28 protein-coding genes, 2 tRNA genes and 1 pseudogene are annotated in these 20,182 nt (G+C 26.2%); 11 read left to right on the forward strand and 20 right to left on the reverse strand.

All coding sequences use genetic code 11. From position 1 onward, the window contains the following. Positions 1-57 precede the first annotated feature (57 nt). The 19 genes from Q1K13_RS02745 to Q1K13_RS02835 all read right to left on the reverse strand — a co-directional run bounded on the left by Q1K13_RS02745 (position 58) and on the right by Q1K13_RS02835 (position 11,761). The gene (locus tag Q1K13_RS02745) at positions 58-1,476 is read right to left on the reverse strand and encodes a phage portal protein (protein WP_300347579.1); all 1,419 of its coding nucleotides are present in this window, start codon (positions 1,474-1,476) and stop codon (positions 58-60) included. A gap of 8 nt (positions 1,477-1,484) precedes the next feature. Next, positions 1,485-2,768, reverse strand: coding sequence for a PBSX family phage terminase large subunit (locus Q1K13_RS02750; protein ID WP_300347580.1), 1,284 nt, complete (start codon positions 2,766-2,768; stop codon positions 1,485-1,487). Then, complete coding sequence (gene terS, locus Q1K13_RS02755) at positions 2,761-3,504, reverse strand: phage terminase small subunit (RefSeq protein ID WP_300347581.1); 744 nt, start codon at positions 3,502-3,504, stop codon at positions 2,761-2,763. The genes Q1K13_RS02750 and terS overlap by 8 nt, the downstream gene beginning before the upstream one ends. Positions 3,505-3,550: 46 nt before the next feature. Further along, positions 3,551-4,114, reverse strand: coding sequence for a recombinase family protein (locus tag Q1K13_RS02760; protein ID WP_300347582.1), 564 nt, complete (start codon positions 4,112-4,114; stop codon positions 3,551-3,553). A 449-nt stretch (positions 4,115-4,563) separates the two neighbouring features. Further along, positions 4,564-5,169: a tyrosine-type recombinase/integrase gene (locus tag Q1K13_RS02765; RefSeq protein WP_300347583.1), complete on the reverse strand. Its 606-nt coding sequence runs from the start codon at positions 5,167-5,169 to the stop codon at positions 4,564-4,566. A 94-nt stretch (positions 5,170-5,263) separates the two neighbouring features. Beyond that, positions 5,264-5,355, reverse strand: a tRNA-Ser gene (locus Q1K13_RS02770). A gap of 72 nt (positions 5,356-5,427) precedes the next feature. Then, positions 5,428-5,500: transfer RNA gene (locus Q1K13_RS02775), tRNA-Arg, on the reverse strand. Positions 5,501-5,506: 6 nt separating this feature from the next. Beyond that, entirely contained in the window at positions 5,507-6,031 is a 525-nt protein-coding gene (locus Q1K13_RS02780) for a hypothetical protein (RefSeq protein WP_300347585.1), read from the reverse strand. Between the two features lie 181 nt (positions 6,032-6,212). After that, positions 6,213-6,539, reverse strand: a complete 327-nt coding sequence (locus Q1K13_RS02785; protein WP_300347586.1) for a DUF722 domain-containing protein — start codon at positions 6,537-6,539, stop codon at positions 6,213-6,215. A 9-nt stretch (positions 6,540-6,548) separates the two neighbouring features. Then, a complete protein-coding gene (locus tag Q1K13_RS02790; protein WP_300347587.1) occupies positions 6,549-6,824 on the reverse strand; it encodes a winged helix-turn-helix domain-containing protein in 276 nt (91 codons plus the stop codon). Between the two features lie 66 nt (positions 6,825-6,890). Next, a complete protein-coding gene (locus Q1K13_RS02795; protein WP_300347588.1) occupies positions 6,891-7,568 on the reverse strand; it encodes a hypothetical protein in 678 nt (225 codons plus the stop codon). 50 nt (positions 7,569-7,618) lie between these two features. Next, a complete protein-coding gene (locus Q1K13_RS02800) occupies positions 7,619-8,017 on the reverse strand; it encodes a single-stranded DNA-binding protein (RefSeq protein ID WP_300347589.1) in 399 nt (132 codons plus the stop codon). A 105-nt stretch (positions 8,018-8,122) separates the two neighbouring features. Further along, positions 8,123-8,830, reverse strand: coding sequence for a helix-turn-helix domain-containing protein (locus tag Q1K13_RS02805; protein WP_300347591.1), 708 nt, complete (start codon positions 8,828-8,830; stop codon positions 8,123-8,125). Between the two features lie 5 nt (positions 8,831-8,835). Further along, positions 8,836-9,639 (reverse strand): ATP-binding protein, encoded by an 804-nt coding sequence (locus Q1K13_RS02810; RefSeq protein WP_300347592.1) that lies wholly within the window; start codon positions 9,637-9,639, stop codon positions 8,836-8,838. After that, positions 9,554-10,387, reverse strand: a complete 834-nt coding sequence (locus Q1K13_RS02815; RefSeq protein WP_300347593.1) for a hypothetical protein — start codon at positions 10,385-10,387, stop codon at positions 9,554-9,556. Before Q1K13_RS02815 ends, Q1K13_RS02810 begins: the two co-directional genes overlap by 86 nt. A 183-nt stretch (positions 10,388-10,570) precedes the next feature. Further along, positions 10,571-10,750, reverse strand: a complete 180-nt coding sequence (locus tag Q1K13_RS02820) for a hypothetical protein (protein ID WP_300347594.1) — start codon at positions 10,748-10,750, stop codon at positions 10,571-10,573. 62 nt (positions 10,751-10,812) lie between these two features. Continuing rightward, the gene (locus Q1K13_RS02825) at positions 10,813-10,974 is read right to left on the reverse strand and encodes a hypothetical protein (RefSeq protein WP_300347596.1); all 162 of its coding nucleotides are present in this window, start codon (positions 10,972-10,974) and stop codon (positions 10,813-10,815) included. A 51-nt stretch (positions 10,975-11,025) separates the two neighbouring features. After that, positions 11,026-11,523, reverse strand: a complete 498-nt coding sequence (locus Q1K13_RS02830; protein ID WP_300347597.1) for a phage regulatory CII family protein — start codon at positions 11,521-11,523, stop codon at positions 11,026-11,028. A 52-nt stretch (positions 11,524-11,575) separates the two neighbouring features. Further along, positions 11,576-11,761: a helix-turn-helix transcriptional regulator gene (locus Q1K13_RS02835; RefSeq protein ID WP_300347598.1), complete on the reverse strand. Its 186-nt coding sequence runs from the start codon at positions 11,759-11,761 to the stop codon at positions 11,576-11,578. Positions 11,762-11,930: 169 nt separating this feature from the next. On the opposite strand from Q1K13_RS02835, the gene Q1K13_RS02840 reads away from it, so the two are divergent. From Q1K13_RS02840 to Q1K13_RS02865, 6 genes are all read left to right on the forward strand, one after another. Then, positions 11,931-12,281, forward strand: a complete 351-nt coding sequence (locus tag Q1K13_RS02840) for a helix-turn-helix domain-containing protein (protein WP_300347599.1) — start codon at positions 11,931-11,933, stop codon at positions 12,279-12,281. 68 nt (positions 12,282-12,349) lie between these two features. After that, the gene (locus tag Q1K13_RS02845) at positions 12,350-12,694 is read left to right on the forward strand and encodes a helix-turn-helix domain-containing protein (protein WP_300347601.1); all 345 of its coding nucleotides are present in this window, start codon (positions 12,350-12,352) and stop codon (positions 12,692-12,694) included. 104 nt (positions 12,695-12,798) lie between these two features. Further along, complete coding sequence (locus Q1K13_RS02850) at positions 12,799-13,149, forward strand: helix-turn-helix domain-containing protein (protein WP_300347602.1); 351 nt, start codon at positions 12,799-12,801, stop codon at positions 13,147-13,149. 51 nt (positions 13,150-13,200) lie between these two features. After that, complete coding sequence (locus Q1K13_RS02855; RefSeq protein ID WP_300347603.1) at positions 13,201-13,545, forward strand: helix-turn-helix domain-containing protein; 345 nt, start codon at positions 13,201-13,203, stop codon at positions 13,543-13,545. 14 nt (positions 13,546-13,559) lie between these two features. After that, a complete protein-coding gene (locus Q1K13_RS02860) occupies positions 13,560-13,916 on the forward strand; it encodes a helix-turn-helix domain-containing protein (protein ID WP_300347604.1) in 357 nt (118 codons plus the stop codon). Between the two features lie 23 nt (positions 13,917-13,939). Beyond that, the gene (locus Q1K13_RS02865; RefSeq protein WP_300347606.1) at positions 13,940-14,995 is read left to right on the forward strand and encodes a hypothetical protein; all 1,056 of its coding nucleotides are present in this window, start codon (positions 13,940-13,942) and stop codon (positions 14,993-14,995) included. A 106-nt stretch (positions 14,996-15,101) separates the two neighbouring features. Here the strand turns inward: Q1K13_RS02865 and Q1K13_RS02870 are convergent, their stop codons facing one another. Then, positions 15,102-15,722, reverse strand: a complete 621-nt coding sequence (locus Q1K13_RS02870; RefSeq protein WP_300347607.1) for a KwaA family protein — start codon at positions 15,720-15,722, stop codon at positions 15,102-15,104. A 136-nt stretch (positions 15,723-15,858) separates the two neighbouring features. On the opposite strand from Q1K13_RS02870, the gene Q1K13_RS02875 reads away from it, so the two are divergent. The 5 genes and pseudogenes from Q1K13_RS02875 to Q1K13_RS02890 all read left to right on the forward strand — a co-directional run bounded on the left by Q1K13_RS02875 (position 15,859) and on the right by Q1K13_RS02890 (position 20,097). After that, positions 15,859-16,356 (forward strand): ImmA/IrrE family metallo-endopeptidase, encoded by a 498-nt coding sequence (locus tag Q1K13_RS02875; protein WP_300347608.1) that lies wholly within the window; start codon positions 15,859-15,861, stop codon positions 16,354-16,356. Next, on the forward strand, positions 16,337-17,920 hold the full coding sequence (locus tag Q1K13_RS02880) for a recombinase family protein (protein ID WP_300347609.1): 1,584 nt from the start codon (positions 16,337-16,339) through the stop codon (positions 17,918-17,920). The genes Q1K13_RS02875 and Q1K13_RS02880 overlap by 20 nt, the downstream gene beginning before the upstream one ends. 42 nt (positions 17,921-17,962) lie before the next feature. Then, a pseudogene (locus tag Q1K13_RS13060) lies at positions 17,963-18,193 on the forward strand (DUF7852 domain-containing protein); the annotation flags it as partial. A gap of 45 nt (positions 18,194-18,238) precedes the next feature. Continuing rightward, positions 18,239-18,610: a hypothetical protein gene (locus Q1K13_RS02885; RefSeq protein WP_300347610.1), complete on the forward strand. Its 372-nt coding sequence runs from the start codon at positions 18,239-18,241 to the stop codon at positions 18,608-18,610. 1,088 nt (positions 18,611-19,698) lie between these two features. After that, positions 19,699-20,097: a DUF5684 domain-containing protein gene (locus tag Q1K13_RS02890; RefSeq protein WP_300347612.1), complete on the forward strand. Its 399-nt coding sequence runs from the start codon at positions 19,699-19,701 to the stop codon at positions 20,095-20,097. Positions 20,098-20,182 lie beyond the last annotated feature (85 nt).

Consider the following 20,182-nt stretch of genomic DNA (forward strand, 5'->3'; position numbering starts at 1 on the left):
CTATCTATGATAGTTTTACCCGTAAATACGTTTTTAAAGGTTACTAACGAAAATATACTAACTATTATTAGAACTATCCATGCTAGAATCTTCATCTTTATCATCTCCCTTATCATCTATATCATTCTTAAAGTTATAAGATCCAAAAGCTTTTTGATTTTCTTCTATAGTTCTTTCTCTATCTTCATCAAGTTTTTTTCTTTCTTCTTCAACATCTATTTCACTATCAAATCTTTGTACCCTAGTTTCCCAACTTAATAAGTCAGATGTTTCCTGAGATATTCTAGCTAATAATTCTTCATCTACTGGCAAACTTCTCTTCATGATAATATCTATTTTTGATGAATCAATGTGTTTTGCTCTTATATTTTCTATATTAGACATAAGTTTAAGTCTTTGCCTTAAGCCTTTTTTAAAGTATCTTTCCTTAGTCTTACCTAACTGTTCAAATCCTAATAGCTTATACTTCATAGCTATACCAGAAGCATTACCAACAAAATTTTCATCTGTTAAACATGGTACTTTAGAAAATTCATGTATATCATCTTTGAGTGATTTTTTTAATATTTCTGTTTGCTCTTCATTAAGCTGCTTAACTAACCACCTAGCATCACTTTTTTCATCTAACTCAATTATTTTATTTTCCATTAGATACTGAACTGTCTTACTTACTTCATCTTCATCATCCCCTAAGGATTGTCCTACTATAAGTAAGAATGCATCAACTAATTGTTCTTTGTCATTTACTCTATCACTTTGAAGTTTATTATAGGAATCTATTATAGTTATAACTCCCTCAAAATCCCCTATAAGCTTCTTGTTATTTTTATATTCAATTAAAGGAATTCCTTTAAAATAATGAGGTTCTCTATCTTCTTCGGTAGGTGCTTTACTGTTTAAGTCTACAAAAAAATAATGTATAACCTCTTCATCGGTATATACATTAACATCATATCCTTTTATTTGATTATCTATATCTAACCTAACATTATATGAAACTCCAAACATTGGTTTTTCCTTAACAGTATTATCTACTACTAGAAAACTATTTAATGGGCTTATTGTTGCTAATTCTGGATAAGGAACTTCATCATCATTCATATAAAGCAATTCATATCCTACACCTAATATACTTATATCTAAAGCTAACTCATTGTTATGACTATCTTCATCTATTTCAGTAAATATATTATTTATTTCCTCTGATCCTTCACCAGAATATAAAATAGGTACACCAAATACATATCCAGTAGCCATATCACTTATATACTGTGCATGGTTACAAACAAGTTTATTGTTAGGAATATTAGGATTATTAAACATTCTATTTAATATCTTATGCTTACCACCATAATAATTATTTAATACTTCATATCTATCTACTAATACTTTATGATCCTCTAAGCACTTACTTAAAAGTTCTACTGGTATACTTCCATCTTCATTCAATAAACTTCTATCTTTTACTATAGCCACTTTATCACCTACCTTATTCCTAATTTAGATTTACTTCTAATCTTAACTTTTCTATTTAACATTTCACTTTCCATACCGTATCTAACAGCATCTATTGTATGGTTATCTTTATCTGGGTATTCTCCTTTAAGATTTCCATTACTATCTTTTTCTATTTCATATCCTAAAAATTCTCTTTTTGTATTAGGACATCTTATTGGATCTATTATTATTTCTTCTATCTCTTCTGATAAAAATTTAATTCCATGCTCTACACTATCAGGTCCTTTTTTTGCACCTGCTATATTTAAACCTAGTGTTTTAAATTCATTTATTGTTCTAGGTTCAGCACTATCCGCAGTAATCTTTCTATTATCTTTATTTAATTTTCTTATTTCTTCAACTGCCTTACTATTACTCAACTGAACTTTGTACACTTCTCCAAATATATATAACTTTTTCCTAGTCTTATCGTAATGCATTAAAACATAAGCTAATGGATCTGCTGCGTAACCAAAGTCTAAACCATTTTTTAATCTATCAAATATTTTAATTTCATCATCACTTATCTGTCTTACAGTGACATTTCTAAATACTTCTCCACCAGTACCAGTTACAGCTCCTAAGTAATCATGTTCATACTTAGTTGGATTAACCTTCTTCATATGCTCTGCTTCAATTATGAACTGTTCACCTAACCATTCTCTCGGTACTGTTCTATAATCACTATGATGTACAAACTTATCTTTTCTTTCTTCTAATACTTCTTGATTGCACCAGTTTCTTTGGCTTTCTGGCGGGTTAAATGAATAAAATACTACAAACTTTGGACCACCTCTCATTAATGATTGGTTTATTGTATCAATTTTAGGCTTTCCCTCAAATTCATCTACTTCCTCATACCATATATATTTAATATATCCTTTAGGAACTTTAGTAGACTTTACCTTTTTAGGATTATCAGCCCCTTTAAATCTAATTACTTGTCCAGTAGGCTTATACGTTATAGTAAGCTTAGCTTCTGGTACATGCCAATCATTTTCTACACCTAATGTATCTATGGCCCATTTAATTTGGTCTCTAACTGATTCTGATAAAGTATCCTTAACTCTTCTAAGTATTAAAGCATTAGACATTATTCCCTTTGCTGCATCTCTCATCATCCCTAAAACAATTTCTATTGAAATAAAAGAAGATTTAGTACTCCCTCTTCCACCTTTAAACCAATAATGAGTATGTAGTTCTCGTTTTATATCTTTGTGAGATTCATAAAAACTTTTAGCTATAATACATTTTAACTTTACTTTAATCATCTATATCATCCACTATTTGAACCATTTCATTCTTACCTGATTCATCTTTATTTAATTTATCTTTTAATACTTCTATTCTAGCTTTTTGTTCTTCTGTAGCTAAATCCCAATTAGAGTGCAATAACTTTTCATAACTATTTATCAATCCTTCTAATGTTTTCATAGCTTTAGATTGAGCTTGTAAGAAGTTAGCTTGTTTATCCCAAGCAAATTGTAATTCATACTCATATTCTTCTTCAGAAGCATTTGATACAGTCTTACCATTATCTTTACTCTTAGTCTTTACTTTACTTTTCTTTAATTCTTTAGTTAAATCATTCTTACTTGTAACATGCATAATCCTTTGAGATCTAATTATTGCTGTTAATTGAGTAGTTATATTCATCCAAAGAATGTCTAAAGAACTTAATCCAGCATCTTCAATTTCACCAATTATATTTTTTGTTACAGCTGGAATATATTTAGCTAAGAATTGTTTAGATGAAAACTTAAAGTTATCTATATACAATCCATGTTTACAGTTATTTAAATTTCCAACATTACCACGATTACCTAATGCATTTTTATTTCCTTTTGGTGCTCCTCTTTCTCTATTAATTTTATCTTTCCATCTATCTTTACTTCTCCAATATTTAACTTTAGATAACTTAATGTTTAAAGTATCTGCTATTTTCTGTGATGATATATTTCCATTACTATCTTTAAATAACTCAAAAGCTTTTTCTCTTATTTCCATTAAAAATCCTCCTTTCTTAAAAAATAAAAAAGTAGATAATAAAAATCTACTTTTTTTCTTCTTCATATTCTTTTATTATTTTATCTAACGTCGGTCTACTTATATTTAACTCTTTAGCTAAAGCACTTTTACTTACTTCTCTTCTCATATATCTATTATAATGCTCTGAAAAGTTTTCTATATTTACTTCTTTTCTACCTTTATATTTCCCTTTAGATTTAGCTATGGCTATACCTTCTCTTTGTCTTTCAAGTAAATTGGCTCTCTCAAATTCATTTATGGCACCAATCATAGTTAACATTAATTTACCAGTTGGTGTAGATGTATCTAAATTTTCTTTAATACTCTTGAAATGTACTCCTTTAGCTTCCATGGTTTCAACTAATTCTAATAGATCTTTTGTACTTCTTGCTAACCTTGAAAAATCCCAAACAAAAATTGTATCTCCTTCTCTAGCAAATTCTAACATTTCTTTTAACTTTGGTCTATTGGTATCTTTAGCACTTATTTTTTCAGTAAACCATTTTTCTATGTTATATTTTTTTAATCCTTCTAATTGTCTTTCTTCATTTTGTTCTACTGTACTAACTCTTACATAAGCTATATTCATAATATAATCACCTCTTGACTATATTATAACTAATTGTAAATTTAAAATCAATAACTTTATTTGCATTTTGTAAAATAATTATTTTTTTAATTTTATTTTTACAATTATATATTAAAATGCAAAAGTAAATTTAAAGTGTACTTTATTTTTACAAAAATTATATTAAAAAATAGATAGTAGTCTAAAAATATATCTTACACGTTGATTTATCTACATTTTTTGAATTAATTGAGTTCTTCAAATATTTTTTTTGTCTAAATTTAATTTCCAGTAGATTTTTTATGATATTTTCCATTTTTTATGTTATTTTTCATTACTTATATATAATTCTGCGAAGTTATTAAATTTGAGTTTCTACTATATATACGCATTAAAAACTTTTAATCAATTTCGCTTATGCTTAAAAAGTAACATAAATTTTCAAAAAAAATTTTCAACTGGAAAATTAATTAAAATGAATTATCTAAATAATTAGTAGTTCCTTTTCTTTCTTCATCATGTAATCCTATATATCTTTTAGTAATTTCAGGAGTAGAATGACCTAAATCATCTTGAACAGAAAGTAAAGCATACATAGTATCTTTTTTATTTTTAAATATACTTTGATAAGTTAGATATCCATAAGTTTTTCTAAGTCCATGATTAGCAACACAGTAATTAATATCACATTCTTTAGCTGCATTATTAATTATTACTCCCATTCTCCTAATGCTTAAATGCTTTCTTCCTATACGTGAAGGAAAAATATATTCCCAGCTATTTTTATTTTTAATATATTCACTTAAAATTTCTATAGTGTTATCTCCTATTTCTACAACTCTTGGTTTATAATTTTTTCTTGTGCTATCTGTTTTTTTCTCTAAAATAGAAAATTTTCTTTGTTTAACAGCTTCTTTAACATCAGCTACAGTTAAATCAATAAGATCTGATGCTCTATAACCAGTTTTAGTTGCTAATATAAAATATATATAAGCTATTGGATAATTGCATTTTAAATAATTACTCATTTTTTTTAATTTTTGTATTTCTTTTATTGGCTTAGTAGTTTGTCCCATTCTTTCACCCCCTTCTTTGAAAAAATAAAAAGAACTATCATGACTTGATAGTTCTTAAACTTATAGTTAGTATTTAAAACGGTTATATAGTTGATGGCGGAAAGTAAGAGATTCGAACTCTTGCTAGACTTTAAGCCTACTAACAGATTAGCAATCTGCCCTCTTAACCAACTTGAGTAACTTTCCATAAAAACAGACTAATATATGTCTGTTTTTTTTAATTTTAATTTATAACAAAAGATTTTAAAAGAGGATAGTAGGAGAGTAAAGGAATCGAACCTTTGACTTATAATCTTATAGGAAAATGCTTTACCCATTAAGCTAACTCTCCATAATTTTAATAATTAATTTTTTTATTTAAAAGAATATCAGTTTCATAATTCTTTAATAAACGAGTAGTATTATTTTTATTGTTATTACTATAAAAACTATTTACACTAACTCTTATATTTTCATCGCCTTTTAATTTTTCTAATTTTAAAGCTTTATCAGCATTAATTAATTTTCTAGGCATATCACTAGCAAAAACATACTCACTTTCTTTTTTTAGAACAATATCTCCATTTATTTTAGTTTTATATGCACTTCTATTTTTTAATATTAAAGATTTATCACTAATAAACTTCTTTGATTCATAATCTAAAGCTCTTCTAACTTCTTTTCTTCCAGCCGCATTAATTTTATGCTCTTTCTTATACTCTTTAAAATTTCTTTGAATACATTTTTTTATAGATTCTGGAGTAGTTTTTTTATAAATGCCGTCTTTTAAATTTTCTTTAGTTATTATTTCAGCTATTTCTTTTGAGTTATATCCTGATTTATAAAGTTCTCTTATTATCTTTTTCTTTTTGCTGGACTTCATTTAAACTACTCTCCTTTCTCGTAAAAATGTATAGTTCACCCCAACCCATAAAAAGGGACATTTTTTTCATCGATACTTTTTCTAAATATTTTTATTTATGTAATATATATTAACATAAATCTACTAAAAAAAGAGTGCACAAATTCTGAACTATTTATGCACTCTTTAAGAAGTATGTTTGTTACTTTAAAATTACTTTTTCTAATTTAATTAATGCTGTTTTCTTTTTTTCATGACACCATCTTTCACTCAAAAACAAACTTTCAGCTATAAGTTTCCAACTCTGTCTACCCATACCTTCGAGATATCTTTCTTCTATTATTGCTCTTTCTTTTGTATCTAAGACATTCAGTGCATTATCTATTCTATTTATTTTTGATTGTAATCTTTTTATCTCACAATTTAAGCTAATGCCTTCCTCAATCTCTCTAAATTTTAGATCTTCTATATCTGCTTTCATAACTCTATAACTACTTAAAATTCTTTCCAATTCTTTTATCTTATGCATGTTTTCCCCCTAAATAATCTTTATCTGCCCAATTATATTTAATTCTAAGTTTTTAATATCAACTAACTTATAATACTTACTTGAGCCTTTCATTTCTTTAACTTCTATCAAACCAAGTTTTTCTAACTCTCTAAATACTCTATTTACATTTTGCTTTTTTAAACCAAGTAAACTTTTAATTTCTGATTGAGTATAATCTTTGCTTTTAAGTAAAAGTAGCACCTTATAGTGATACTTTCCAAGTTCTTTAATATTGGCTATATGTTCAAAATATTTCTTATCCATATCTTTTATTGAGTAATCAAATATAGTTACTTTAGTAATAATATTTGATTACTCTTAACTCCCACACTATTTTTCTATATCAATTTTCTCAAATTCAATAACCCATACCCAGTGATTAAATTCAAATAAGTTTGTCCAACCATTAAAAGTTTTAACATTTACTGTACTATTCCAAAGCTTTTCAAATGCTTCTCTAGGAGTTTTAGGCATCTTTTCCCATGTGTGCATATTAGGTTCAATATCATATTTCTTTACTAATCCCTCTTTAGTAAATTCTCTTATGCCCTCATTAAAACATTCTTGTTCTGTAATATCCTGCAATCTTTGAGCTCTTACAGATATTACTTTTAAAAATATTCTTGCTGCTTCTTTAGGCATATGAATACTAGGCATCCAAACCTCATGTTTACTGTGTTTTGCATTTCCCCAGTAAGGAAAATATTTTGGTTTACCATCCGCTATATATATAAATCCTTCTTCTCCATCTGGTGTCCAAGTATTAGCCCATGTTTCCCTAACATAAAGAATATCTCCAGCTTTGTAAGGTGGTTTAGCATAATGAACATTAGCTCCTTTTCCTCCAAAAGCAAGTTTTCCTAATTCCTTATCATCTGTTGGATATAAAACAAATCCTAAAGGTTTATATTCTTTTGGTATCTCCTCTTTGATAATTCTTCTAGTACAAGTCTTATTACCATCGAGGATTGCTCTTACCATTGCCGTGTTAAATAATATTGGTTTCATCCTTAATTTCTCCTCTCAATATTTCTACCAAATTTTAGCTATCACCTCTTTTAAAATGGAACACCTCCATCATCAATTAGTGTCATATCATCAGGCAATAAAAATGCTGAATTATTACTATTAGAGTTGTTACTTGAATCAATAAAATCAAAACCATCAACTACTACATAAGTTGTATATCTTCTTGTTCCATCTTGTGCATCATAACTTCCAGTTCTTATACTTCCTGATATACTAAATCTTTTACCTTTGGTTAAATACTGAGCTATAACCTCAGCTCTCTTTGAATAAGCTATGCAATTTATAAAATCTGCTTCTTGTGTACCATCTTCTTTCTTATAATCCCTATTTACTGCTAATGTAAATCTAGTAATCGCAGTTCCTGTTTTTGTGGTAAATCTCATTTCAGGATCTTTGGTTAGCCTACCAACTAAAACAACCTTATTCATTTTCTTGCTCCTTTTCTAAATTATTTTGCTAATTATTAAACACAAAAAAATTGTACATAAAATAAAAAATATTAAGTTCCAATTAATTTTTTTCATAAAATCACCTTAACCTCCTATAATTTTTAACTTGCTATATACATTTCCTTGACTTCTAGCTAATATATTAGATATTTCTTTTGCTTTTAATCCTTTAACATTCAATTCTCTTAAAAGCTTAATTTCTTTATCTTCCCATTCTATTCTCAATCTAGTTAATCCTAAAAATTTTACTCTTGCTTTAACACTTCCTTTACTTCTTCCAAGTCTTTCTCCAATTTCTTCATATGTTTCTTTTCTTAGTAACATCTTTAAAATTTCATCTTCTTTATTAGTCCATTTTTTAAATCTCTTTGCATTTGCTCTTCCTATTTTTCTTCTTTCATTAACCCACTTTGGTTCTTTTCCAAGTATATTTTTTTCAATGAAATAAAAATTTATATTTTCTTTATTTTTCTCAGCCCAATTCCAAAAATCTGATATTTTTATTAAATAATATTTTTGTTTCCTAAATATTATTTTTTCAGTAGCCTTTAATCCCTTTTTCTTAATCCAAGTTCTAACTACAGTAGCATGTGCTACATTGCAAACTTCAGCTAGTTCATTAGCTGTTAATTCCTCTCTACACTCTTTACTACTACCTAAATTCATCTTATTTTTTTTACTTATAATAGCTGCTGGACTTCTATTTAAATCAGCAGCTATGCTTTTAATTTTAATTTTTCCAAACCACTCTTTTAAAAACTCTTCTTCTTCTACACTCCATCTTTTCGCCATAACTATTAACCTCTTAAATCTTTAAATCTATAGTTATATTGCTCTCCTAGGAAAACAACCATATTTTTGTTAGAACGTTCAACTATTCTACCAGCTAGAGCACCATCTAATTGCTCTAGCATTTCAATGGTACATTCTGTAGAAATAATTGTAGTAAGGTTTTTGTAGTATCTATAATTTATCAATGGGTATATGTGCTTCATATCAATATCACTTAATGATGCTATGATTTGTCCATTTCTAACCTTATCTTTAAATAAATCATCTATTACCAATATTTCAGCTTCTTTGTATTTATCTAACAATGTAGTGTATTGTTCAAAATCTCTTGCTGAACCTTTTAACCCCATGATTGCTTCCGTATAAGGCATATAAATAACATGTCTTTTTTTATCTTTAAACAATGCAGCTCCAAGAGCAGTTGCCAAATGAGTTTTGCCTGATCCAGGTTGTCCCATAAATACAAACCAACTATGATCTTTAGTTTTATTAAAATTAAATATATAATCTATAACCTTATTCTTAGCATTTTCAGTTACCTTGTCATAAGGAGTGAATTCATTTATCTTTTTTACTTTACCTGGTTCTAAACCAAATTCTCTCCATGCTTTTTCAACATTATTCACAAGTCTACAACTACAAGGTCTTCCTATAGGTTGTAGATGCTCTCTATACTCTAATATAATTCCTGTGTCTTTACACTTAGAGCATTTATATTTAGATTTAGATTCCATTGATTTTGTTGTAGTCGTATTTAGGTTCTTTTCTTTCACACTGGCTAAAATTCTGTCTAGTGCTGCAAAAGTCATTTCTATTCACTCCTTTTTTATCTGTATAGTTTCCTTCCAATACCTTTATAAAATTGTTAGGCTTTACTAGCCAATCAAAATTTATTGTCCAATTTTTATCATTTTGTCCTTTAAGAAAACTACTGTTATTTATATTTTTAATAGCTTGTATAACTTTTTCTATTCCATACTCATTGATTCTTGCTTTTAAAGATTTATATCTATTTGTCCCTGCATTTACAGATATAATTTTTTGTAATCCTATAGAGTTCCATTCATCTATGACTCGTTGCACATAAGTGCTACTTAATATATCTTTAGATATATTAATAGAATCTCTTATAAGAGAATCTTTGTTAGGCGAATTTTGCCTAACCCTTAGGCTATTATTTCCTAACCTTAGGCAATTTTTGCCTAAGGTATTACTTATATTACTATTAACTAATTCATCTAATCTTATAGTTACATTTACATACGAAAATTTTCCCTTAACTCCATCTTTGTTAAAAATTAATCTTCTTTCTAAAAATCCATTATCACAATATGATTTTATTTTTGTTCTTAATTTTCTTGGTGATCCTATTATCGGTATTTGTTCTAATAAATATCCTTGATCTATCCATATAAAACGTTCTCCATCAATAATTTGAAACTGCATATTCTTACTGGAATACATATCTTTAATTACTGATAATATAAGAGCATCATCATTATCTAATCCTGCTTCTATCAACTTCTCCTGACTAAACCCATGTATTGTGTATTTCATTAATTAGACACCTCTTTTCTTAACTATTGCCCTAATTAATCTTCAATGTTAAAATTAAATTACAAATATTTTTTGTGTATTGATTGCTTTGGTCAGTATCAATACACACCCTTAGAGCTTCTTTATATGGCATACCATTTAGAGATAGCTCTATTATTTATTCATTTCAACTTTATCCATTAATTAGACCTTTCTAACTAGCATTTCTGCTTCATTTAAAATTTCTAAGAACTTACTTTGTGATGTTTTCTTTCCAAAACTAATTCTATTGAATCTTATATCATTCTCAACAATATTCAATATTACTTTAAAATCATAATTTGAATACTGTTCTTTTAATCTTTGAATAGCTTTTAATACCATATTCTTAATACTCCTTTTTAAAATTATGTTACATTGTATAGTAGGCTTTTCAGCCTAGAAGATTATTTCTTCTCTCTTGTTTCTCTAAATGCTCTTCTACAATTTTCTTCCCCATACATTTCAAAAAACTTCTTAACACAAAATTGAACATAAAACTTAACTATATAATCCTCAACTTCCTCAGGCATAGGTTTATCCAATACAAACTTAACTTCCTTAGCCATATCAATCCCTCCTTATAAAACTAAATTATGCTTGTCCTTTTTCTTTTGATACTAATAAGAGTTCAACTGTTTTTCAGCTATAACCCTTAGTTCAGCAGCTCTCTTCTCTAATTTTGAGAAAAATGAAACTATAACCTCTAATTCATCTTTTTCAGATTCATCAATTACTCCATCCTCAACTATTTTTAATAAAGTCTTTTGAATATTAGCACTATCATCTAATGTATTAGCTACTGAAATTGCAAATTTGTATAGATTATTAATATTCTCTGATTCAATAATTGGTGTAATCCTCTTTCCAATGGGACACTCATTACAACAATAATGATTTAAAAGTTCAGGTGCATTATATGCTTCTGACATAATAACAACTTTATCTACTGGTACTACTTTACAAAGGTCTAACTCATAATCAGTTAATGAATCTTTTGAAATTCCTAAAAATTCTGATGCTCCCTCCCTACTTGTAAACTTTGGATTAAATTCAGCTGCTTTCTTTCTTGCTATGCAATACATATTATTAGCTGCTTTTGTTGGTTGCTTTGCCATGTATTTTTTTCTCCTTTCTTGAGATAATATATTCAAGATACTTGAACTTAAATTATAAAAAATTTTTAATATCTATTTTATATAATTCAGATAGTATCTTTGCTTTTGATATTGAAAGATTTACCTTTCCATTTTCAAGCATTGAATATCCACTTTTACTACTATAGCCTAGCTTTAATGCTACTTCTTCCTGTGTATATCCATGTTTATTTCTTAAATCTTTTAATGAAAATTTCAAATCGCTACTCCCCTTTCAAGTTTCTTGAACTTTATATTTATATATTAGTCCAACTTTCTTGAACTGTCAACATTAATAATACAAAAAGTACAATTATTTTGAACTAAGTTTATTTAACTTTCTTTTTAAAGTACAATATAATTGGACTATTAATTAAGGAGATTTTACTATGGCTAATTTATCTACAAGAATAAGAGAATTGAGAACTGAAAAAAAAATTACACAATCTGAACTAGGAAATATTTTAGATGTTGGGAAAACAACTATTTCCATGTATGAAAATGGCAATAGCACTCCTGATGATGAATTAAAAAAGAAATTATCAATATTCTTTAATGTATCATTAGATTACTTAATGGGTACGTCAGATATAAAAGAATCTGCTGAACAACTACTTAAAGATAAATCAATGACTCTTGCTCTACATAATTCAAATGGTATAGATGATGAATTGCCTGATGAAGCAAGAAAAGAGATTGAAGATTTTATTGAATATGTTAAACATAAATATAAAAAATAAAAAGTGCTTATATCACTTTTATTTCGACAATACTATATGAATCTAAGTAATCAGGATGGTGAATATACTTGTTTGGAAATAGGTTAAAATCTTTAAGAAAAGAACTGAATTTAACACAAGCTCAACTAGCTAATATTTTAAAAATATCAGCTAGTACTATCGGTATGTATGAGCAAAATAGAAGAACACCTGATACAGAGACTTTACAAACATTTTCTAACTATTTCAATGTGTCAGTTGATTATTTAATAGGAAAAACAGATATAAAAGAATCTGCTGAACAACTACTTAAAGATAAATCAATTACAGTTACTCTACACAATTCAGATGGTATTGATGCTGAATTACCTGATAAAGCAAGAAAAGAAATTGAAGATTTTATTGAGTACGTTAAACATAAATATAAAAAATAAAGTGCTAATAGCACTTTTATTTTACCATCCTAATGTAATATTTTTGAATTAAATGAAAAGTATACAAAGAATATAATAATATTAAATTATGGAGTGATAATTTTATGAATAAATTCGGTGACAGATTGCGTCAACTTAGAATAGCTAAAGAACTTACTCAAGAAGAACTTGCCAACCAATTTGGTTTACATAAAACTAGAATTTCACAATATGAATTAAACAAACGTCAAGCTGATGATGAACTAAAAAAGAAATTCGCTAAATACTTTGATGTATCAGTAGACTATTTAATATATAACACTGAAATTAAAGAATCAGCTGATAAATTATTAAAATATAAATCAACACTAATTACTCTACATAATTCAAATGGTATAGACGATGAATTACCTGATGAAGCAAAAAAAGAAATTGAAGATTTTATTGAATATGTTAAACATAAATATAAAAAATAAAGTGCTAATATCATTTTTATTAAATTCAAGTAATGGATGGTGAGAATATAATTGTTAGGAAATAGAATTAAAAGCTTACGTGAAGAAAGAAACCTAAAGCAAATAGATTTAGCTTCTTATCTTAATATTGGAAGAAGTACACTCTCACAATACGAAAGTAATAAAAGAGTTCCAAGCGATGAAATAAAAAATAAATTAGCTGATTATTTTAATGTTTCTTTAGATTACTTAATGGGTAAATCAGATATAAAAGAATCTGTTGACCAATTATTAAAATATAAATCAACAACAATTGCTCTACATAATTCAAATGGTATAGATGATGAATTACCTGATGAAGCAAAAAAAGAAATTGAAGATTTTATTGAGTATGTTAAACATAAATATAAAAAATAAATGGGGGTAGATAGTTGAAATATTTAAAATTAAATATTAGACTAAAAGATTTAAGAAGTGAAAAAGGTGTGTTACAAAAAGATGTTGCACAAATTTTAAAAATATCTACAACTGCATATGGATATTATGAACAAGGAAAAAGATCGCCTGATCCTGAAACTCTTAATAAGTTATCTGATTATTTTAATGTATCTACAGATTATCTTTTAGGAAAGTCTGATATAAAGGAATCTGCTGACCAACTATTAAAAGATACATCAACACCAATTGCTCTACGTAATTCAAATAGTATAGATGATGAATTACCTGATGAAGCAAGAAAAGAAATTGAAGATTTTATAGAATTTATTAAACATAAATATAAGGTTTAATATAATGAAAGGATGTTATGCTATTGAATCATACTGAATTAAAAAATTTATTCAATAAATTTATAAATTATCAAAATATTAAATTTGATAAAGGAGATTTATTTGTTTTTAAATCTTTAAAAGATAAAAAAACTAAAAATCCAAATATCAATTTAAAATATAATATAATCAATGTTAAAATGTCTAAAAATGTAGTCATAGAAAATACTAAAAGATTATTATCTTATTTTTTGAGTAATATATTCAAAGATGACATTGAACTTCAACTTTATGATATAAATAATAGCAAAAAGGTTATTGATTATATGAATTTAGAAGATTTCGATTTTTCTGATACTAATATTGTCAATGGTATTTTAAATGATAATTCTAATGTAAATCATTATAAAATTTGTTATTTTATTAATGAATTAAAAAAAACTAAGGCTAATATAAAGAACACCTCTGATTTTGATACTATGCGTTATACATGTACTCATGCCCATACAAATGATGGCGATAATATATTTATTATAAATAAATGCAAGCCACTTATCAAAACCGAGAAAGCATATTACGTATATGAACCTAACGAGGATGATGATTGTGTTTCCGATTTTAAAATTATAAATAAAAATTTGTTTAAAATGCCCTATTACCCAAGTATGGTAATAATCAATGATTTATGTATTTTTATAGACGATAAAATCGAACTAATTTTTGGATTTGAAGATTTAAATAGAAAAGTTTGTGAAGAAACCTTAAGCTCAATAAAAAAAGACTTTATTCTTAGTGACACATCTACAACTAATATGGACAAACTAAGCAAGATAAAAAAACATTATAATCAATTTGCAGATTTTAACGATTCAAGACTTAAAGCACTATCTTTAAAAGAATCTAATGAAACAAAAGACTTTCTTATACATGAGTTAAAAATAAATCTTAATTTTAACGAAGAAGAAAAAAAACCTTATCTAGATCTTGATAAACCTGAAAAAGCTTCTATCTTTTTAGAATATATAACTGGTCATATAAAAAGAGAACCAGATTCTACCGAATTAGTATCTGTAGGTAAAAGTACGCCTTTAAATACATAAAATATTTTTGATATTCTCAATTATTTTAATATAATAAAATAAGAATAGAATATTTAGAATTAATTAAACTTATTGATTCTAAATATTCTATTCTTATATAAAATTATTAAATTTCATTTTTCTTTTTTATAAAAAATGAACCTTCCTGTTCGATTGCTATATAGCAATTATCTTTAAATTCAAATATATCTTCATTTGAAATTATAGTTGTATCATATTTATTTAGTATTAATGAGGTATTATCTAAATCTAATATTTCAACTGTACCTTCATATACTTTAACTCTTATAATATCGTAAATTGGATTGGTACTATATAAGTTGTTTTTTATATACATAAATCCCAATATAATCAATAAAAAAATTACAAATAATGCTTTTAACTCTGTATCCATACTTATTGTAGCTATTGGTAATACATTAGCTAATAAATAATTTGTAGTATTAGCTTTTTCTTTTTTTAAGTTACTAACACGAATATATTTTATTGAGCAGTCTATATTATTAATTATTTTTTTATAGAAAAAAATAACATAAATAGTTGAAATAACACAAATTCCTAAAGATATTTTTGACCATATGGATGGTGTTAAATATTTCATTCCCCAAAATCTATAATAATCATTATAATATTCAATAAACATATAAATACCAAATGGAAACATAGAAGATATAAATGAAGCTAATTTTAACATAGTTATATTAAACAATCTATATTCTCTTCTCATCGCTACCTCCTCATAATAAAGTATTTCATTTTATATTATATATTAAAATTCTTAAAAAATCAAGAACATATGTTCGACATTTTCATAAATAAATGCTACAATTATCCTATAAATAAATAAAATGGATGGTGAACTAATGAAAAGTTTAAGTGATATTTATAGTTTAATTGTAGATGAAAACATAGAATTAGAAGAAGTTTATTTTAAATCATCTAATATTGAAGGTATATATTTTAAAGTATCAGGAATGAATCCTATAATTGGAATCAATAAAGAACTACTTACTGATACTAGAAAATATATATCCGTATTAGCTGAGGAACTTGGTCACCACTTCACTTCCTCAGGGAATTTAACTTCTGAATGTATAACCTATACTGATAAGCTTAATAAAAGTAAACAAGAAAAGAAAGCTAGAATGTGGGCTGCTAACTTTTTAATTTCTGATGAAGAGATAATTGGAGCTTTACTCCACATATCAGGTACTTTAAGTGGATTGGCTTCCCATTTTTCTGTTACTGAGGAAATTATAAAATATAAGTTATTATCTATATATTTAAATGAAAATAAATATAATAGTACAAGGTTAATGCTTATGAGCAAGGAGGTAGCTTATGACTATTGCAATTTATAGTAGAAAATCAAAGTTTACTGGTAAAGGTGAATCTATTGAGAATCAAATAATTAAGTGTAAGAAGTTTATAGAATATAAATTCCATGATATCTGTGATGAAAATGATATTGAAATATATATTGATGAAGGCTTTTCAGGTAAGAATGAAAATAGACCTGAGTACCAAAAGATGATTTCAAGAGTTAAGAATAATGAAATTGATAAGATTATAATATATCAACTTAATAGACTTGGTAGAAATGCTAGGGATATACATAATACTATGGAGATGTGTACTGAGCTTGATTGTATTATATATAGTGCTACTGAGGGATTTGATTCTTCTACTTCATTTGGAAGAGCCGTAATAGGAATATTAGCTTCTCTTGCTCAACTTGAAAGAGATCAATTAGTAGAAAGAGTTAAGGATAATATGTACACTCTAGCTAAAACTGGTAGATGGTTAGGTGGTAATCCTCCCTTTGGATTTACTTCTACTAGAGAAGTTTATAAAGATGAAAATTTAAAAGAACGTTCTCTATCTATATTAAAGAAAGATCCTGAAGAATTTAAAATAGTAAAAATACTTTTTGATAAATATTTAGAATTAAAATCTCTATCAGCAGTCCACCATTGGGCATTAAAGAATAATGTTATTGGTAGATTTGGTGGTAAGTTTTCTAAAAGTATTCTTAAAAATATATTTGAAAATCCTGCCTATGTAAAAAGCACTCCTGAGGTAGTAAAGTATTTAGAATCTAAAAATTATGAAGTATGTGGCGAACCTAATGGTAATGGAATATTAAGATATGGTAAGGATAATAAAATAGCTGCAATATCTAGGCATAAGGGAATTATAGATGCTGATAAATGGTTAATGATTCAAGAAATATTTAAGGATAATTCAGAGAAAGCTCCTAGAATTGGCAAAACTAAAACTTCTCTACTCTCTGGAATATTAAGATGTAAATGTAGTGCTAGTATGAGAATAACTTATAGTTCTAGAGTTGTTGATGGTAAAAAACCTTATTACTATGTATGCTCTGCTAAAAATACATCAGCAGGAATTTTATGCAAGTCAAAAAATCTTAATGGCTTTAAAACTGACCAGGCTATAATTGAACAAGTAAGAAATATACCCTATGATAAAATTAAAAATGAATTTGATTTATTAATGCTTAATACTGATCCTAAAAACTTAGAGAAAGATATTGTTGATATAGAAAAACAAAGAACTAATATAAATGCTCAAATATCAAGACTTATTTCAAAACTTTCTTTAACTGATGATGAAGAAGTTTCAAAGATACTTTTAGATCAAGTTAAGGAGTTAAAAAATAAATTAAATGAGATAGATGAAAAGATACAAGCTACCAATGAATCTCAAGCTAATATATATGAATCACACCAGTTAATAAATGAAATGTATTCTAAACTTAAAGATTTTAATGAAAACTTTGATAATATGACTATAGAAGAAAAGAAGAATCTACTTAGAGAAATTTTTGAATATATTACATGGGATAGTGATACTAATACTATTAACTTTGGATTCAATCTAAAAAAAAACTTGATGAAGCTTTAGAGCCTATTTCATATATTCCTAGGTTTAAAAATTCTGTGTCGCATTTTAGTTCAAGTTGCCAAAGCAAAGATTGTTCAACCACTTACTGATACAATTACAATTCCTGAAGGTTTTTATGCTATAAAAAATATATCTAGAAGAGTTGTTCTAACTCAATGTTACGTTGTTCCTAATGAAATAAAATATCATGGTGGACATGGTGGCGGATATGGATATGATGCCCACCTTTTTGTAGAAGGATATATCTTAAAAAATGTAGAATATGCTACTCCAAGTAATAACCAACCACTTCCTGAGCCATGTACTGATTGTGTAGCAATGAGAAATGACTATAAAGATTTAACAGCTAAAATAGAATTTAGCTTATCAGTTCCAATTGAATTAATGAATGCTAAATATCCAGTTGATATAGACAAAGATGAAGCTGCTATATTAAAAGATTGCATGAAACCTTGTGATAAAGGATCAATGAGTGAATCTGATTGTGAAAGATTATATACTCAAGAAGTTAGATTACAAGAACCTTTTAAATGTGAACTAGATAAATATAAAATCTCAGAAGCTGTTATAAATAAAACTAACTGTTCTTTAACAAATCCTGAATTATATGATACTATAGTTGAAAAATTAACTTTAAAACTTGATATTGATATATTCCAACTTCAAGTTAAAAAATTACAATTAAAATAAATAACTAAATAAATAACTAAATAAAGAGTGTATAAATGCACTCTTTATTTATAATTTTTCTTTATTCTTTTGTTTTTTTAATTTTCCATTAGTTAAACGTCTCTTATTTCAATTTGCAATAATGTTATTACCCCCCTATAATTACAGATTTTATTCATACTATGATTCCGCATTTAAGAATTTTAATAAATTTAAATACTTACTTCCAAACATATCTACATCTCTTAACTGATCAATATTATATTCAAGTAACTTAATATAATATTTTTCATTGTTACCTTTTTTTTAATTAATATATCTCTCTATAAGAAACAAGTTTTCTGATGTAAATTTACTATCTATATCCATTCGAGTTATATTAAACATAAATTTATGTGTTTTTAAAGGATATAGTTTACTTAAATCTAATAATTTTTTTCAAATTTATATAATTCTATAAATTCATTCAAAATAGCTTCTCTATAATTAGAATCTTCAAACTGTACTTTATTAGTTAATTCAAAAAATCATTATTAGTTAATTCAAAAAAATCATTTTTTATATTTAAATCACAAAAATATATTTCAGGTATTTTGGTATTAAGTTTAGTAACAACATCATACATAATATATTTATCCCAATCTAAACTTTTATCATCATTTACCTCAATATAATATTAATCCATATTATTACTTACAGTTTCAAGCCAATCTTTTTTACTATCAGCATATTTATAGAACTAATATCTGATGTAATAATTAATAAAAAACTTGAAAATTCTATTATATTTTTAAAAAGATTATTACTATCTTGTATTCTTTTACTCATTTAACCACCCCAATGATTAATTATATATTATCGCAATATCAACCTCAACACATTGCAAATAATACATATTGTGTGTATGAAATTTTGGCTAGTATAAAGAAAGATTTTTACATTAAGCACGGTTATGAAGTATTTGGTGTATTAGATGATTGCCCCAAAGGACATAAAAGATATTTTTTTAATAAAATATTTAACTCTTTATCTTTACCTATATAATCATTTACATTTTATTTAAATTTATTTTAAAATATGATACAATTATTCAAAAGGAGGCTGATTTTATGGATTATTTTTATGGATTTGATTACATTTCAAGTAATTTTTTGATATTCTTAATTTTTTATTTAATAAGAGTTTATCCTTCTTATGTTATGGCTAAAAGAGCTAATTTGAAAAATTCTTGGATGATGCTTGTACCAATCCTTGGAGAATTACAAATACTTCATCTAGCAGGTATGTCTTATTGGTATTTTATTATTACATTTATACCTATTTTAAATATTATACTTGCTATAATTGTATTCTATAGAATTCTTAAGAATTTTGGATTTGGTTTATTGGCTACTATACTAGGTATAATTTTCTCATTTATAGCATTTATAACATTCTGGTATATAATCCTAGCTGATAAAAAGTTTGTAGGATCAATACCTAATGAATATCAAAAATCAATTTGGTAGGGTAACTTATACCCTACTCTTTTTATATGTGTAATTATAACCAAAATGCTTCTAATCTCATTTACTCTATTCTTTTTATACAAAA

It is taken from the genome of Clostridium sp. (assembly GCF_029267215.1).
GTDB lineage: Bacteria > Bacillota > Clostridia > Clostridiales > Clostridiaceae > Sarcina.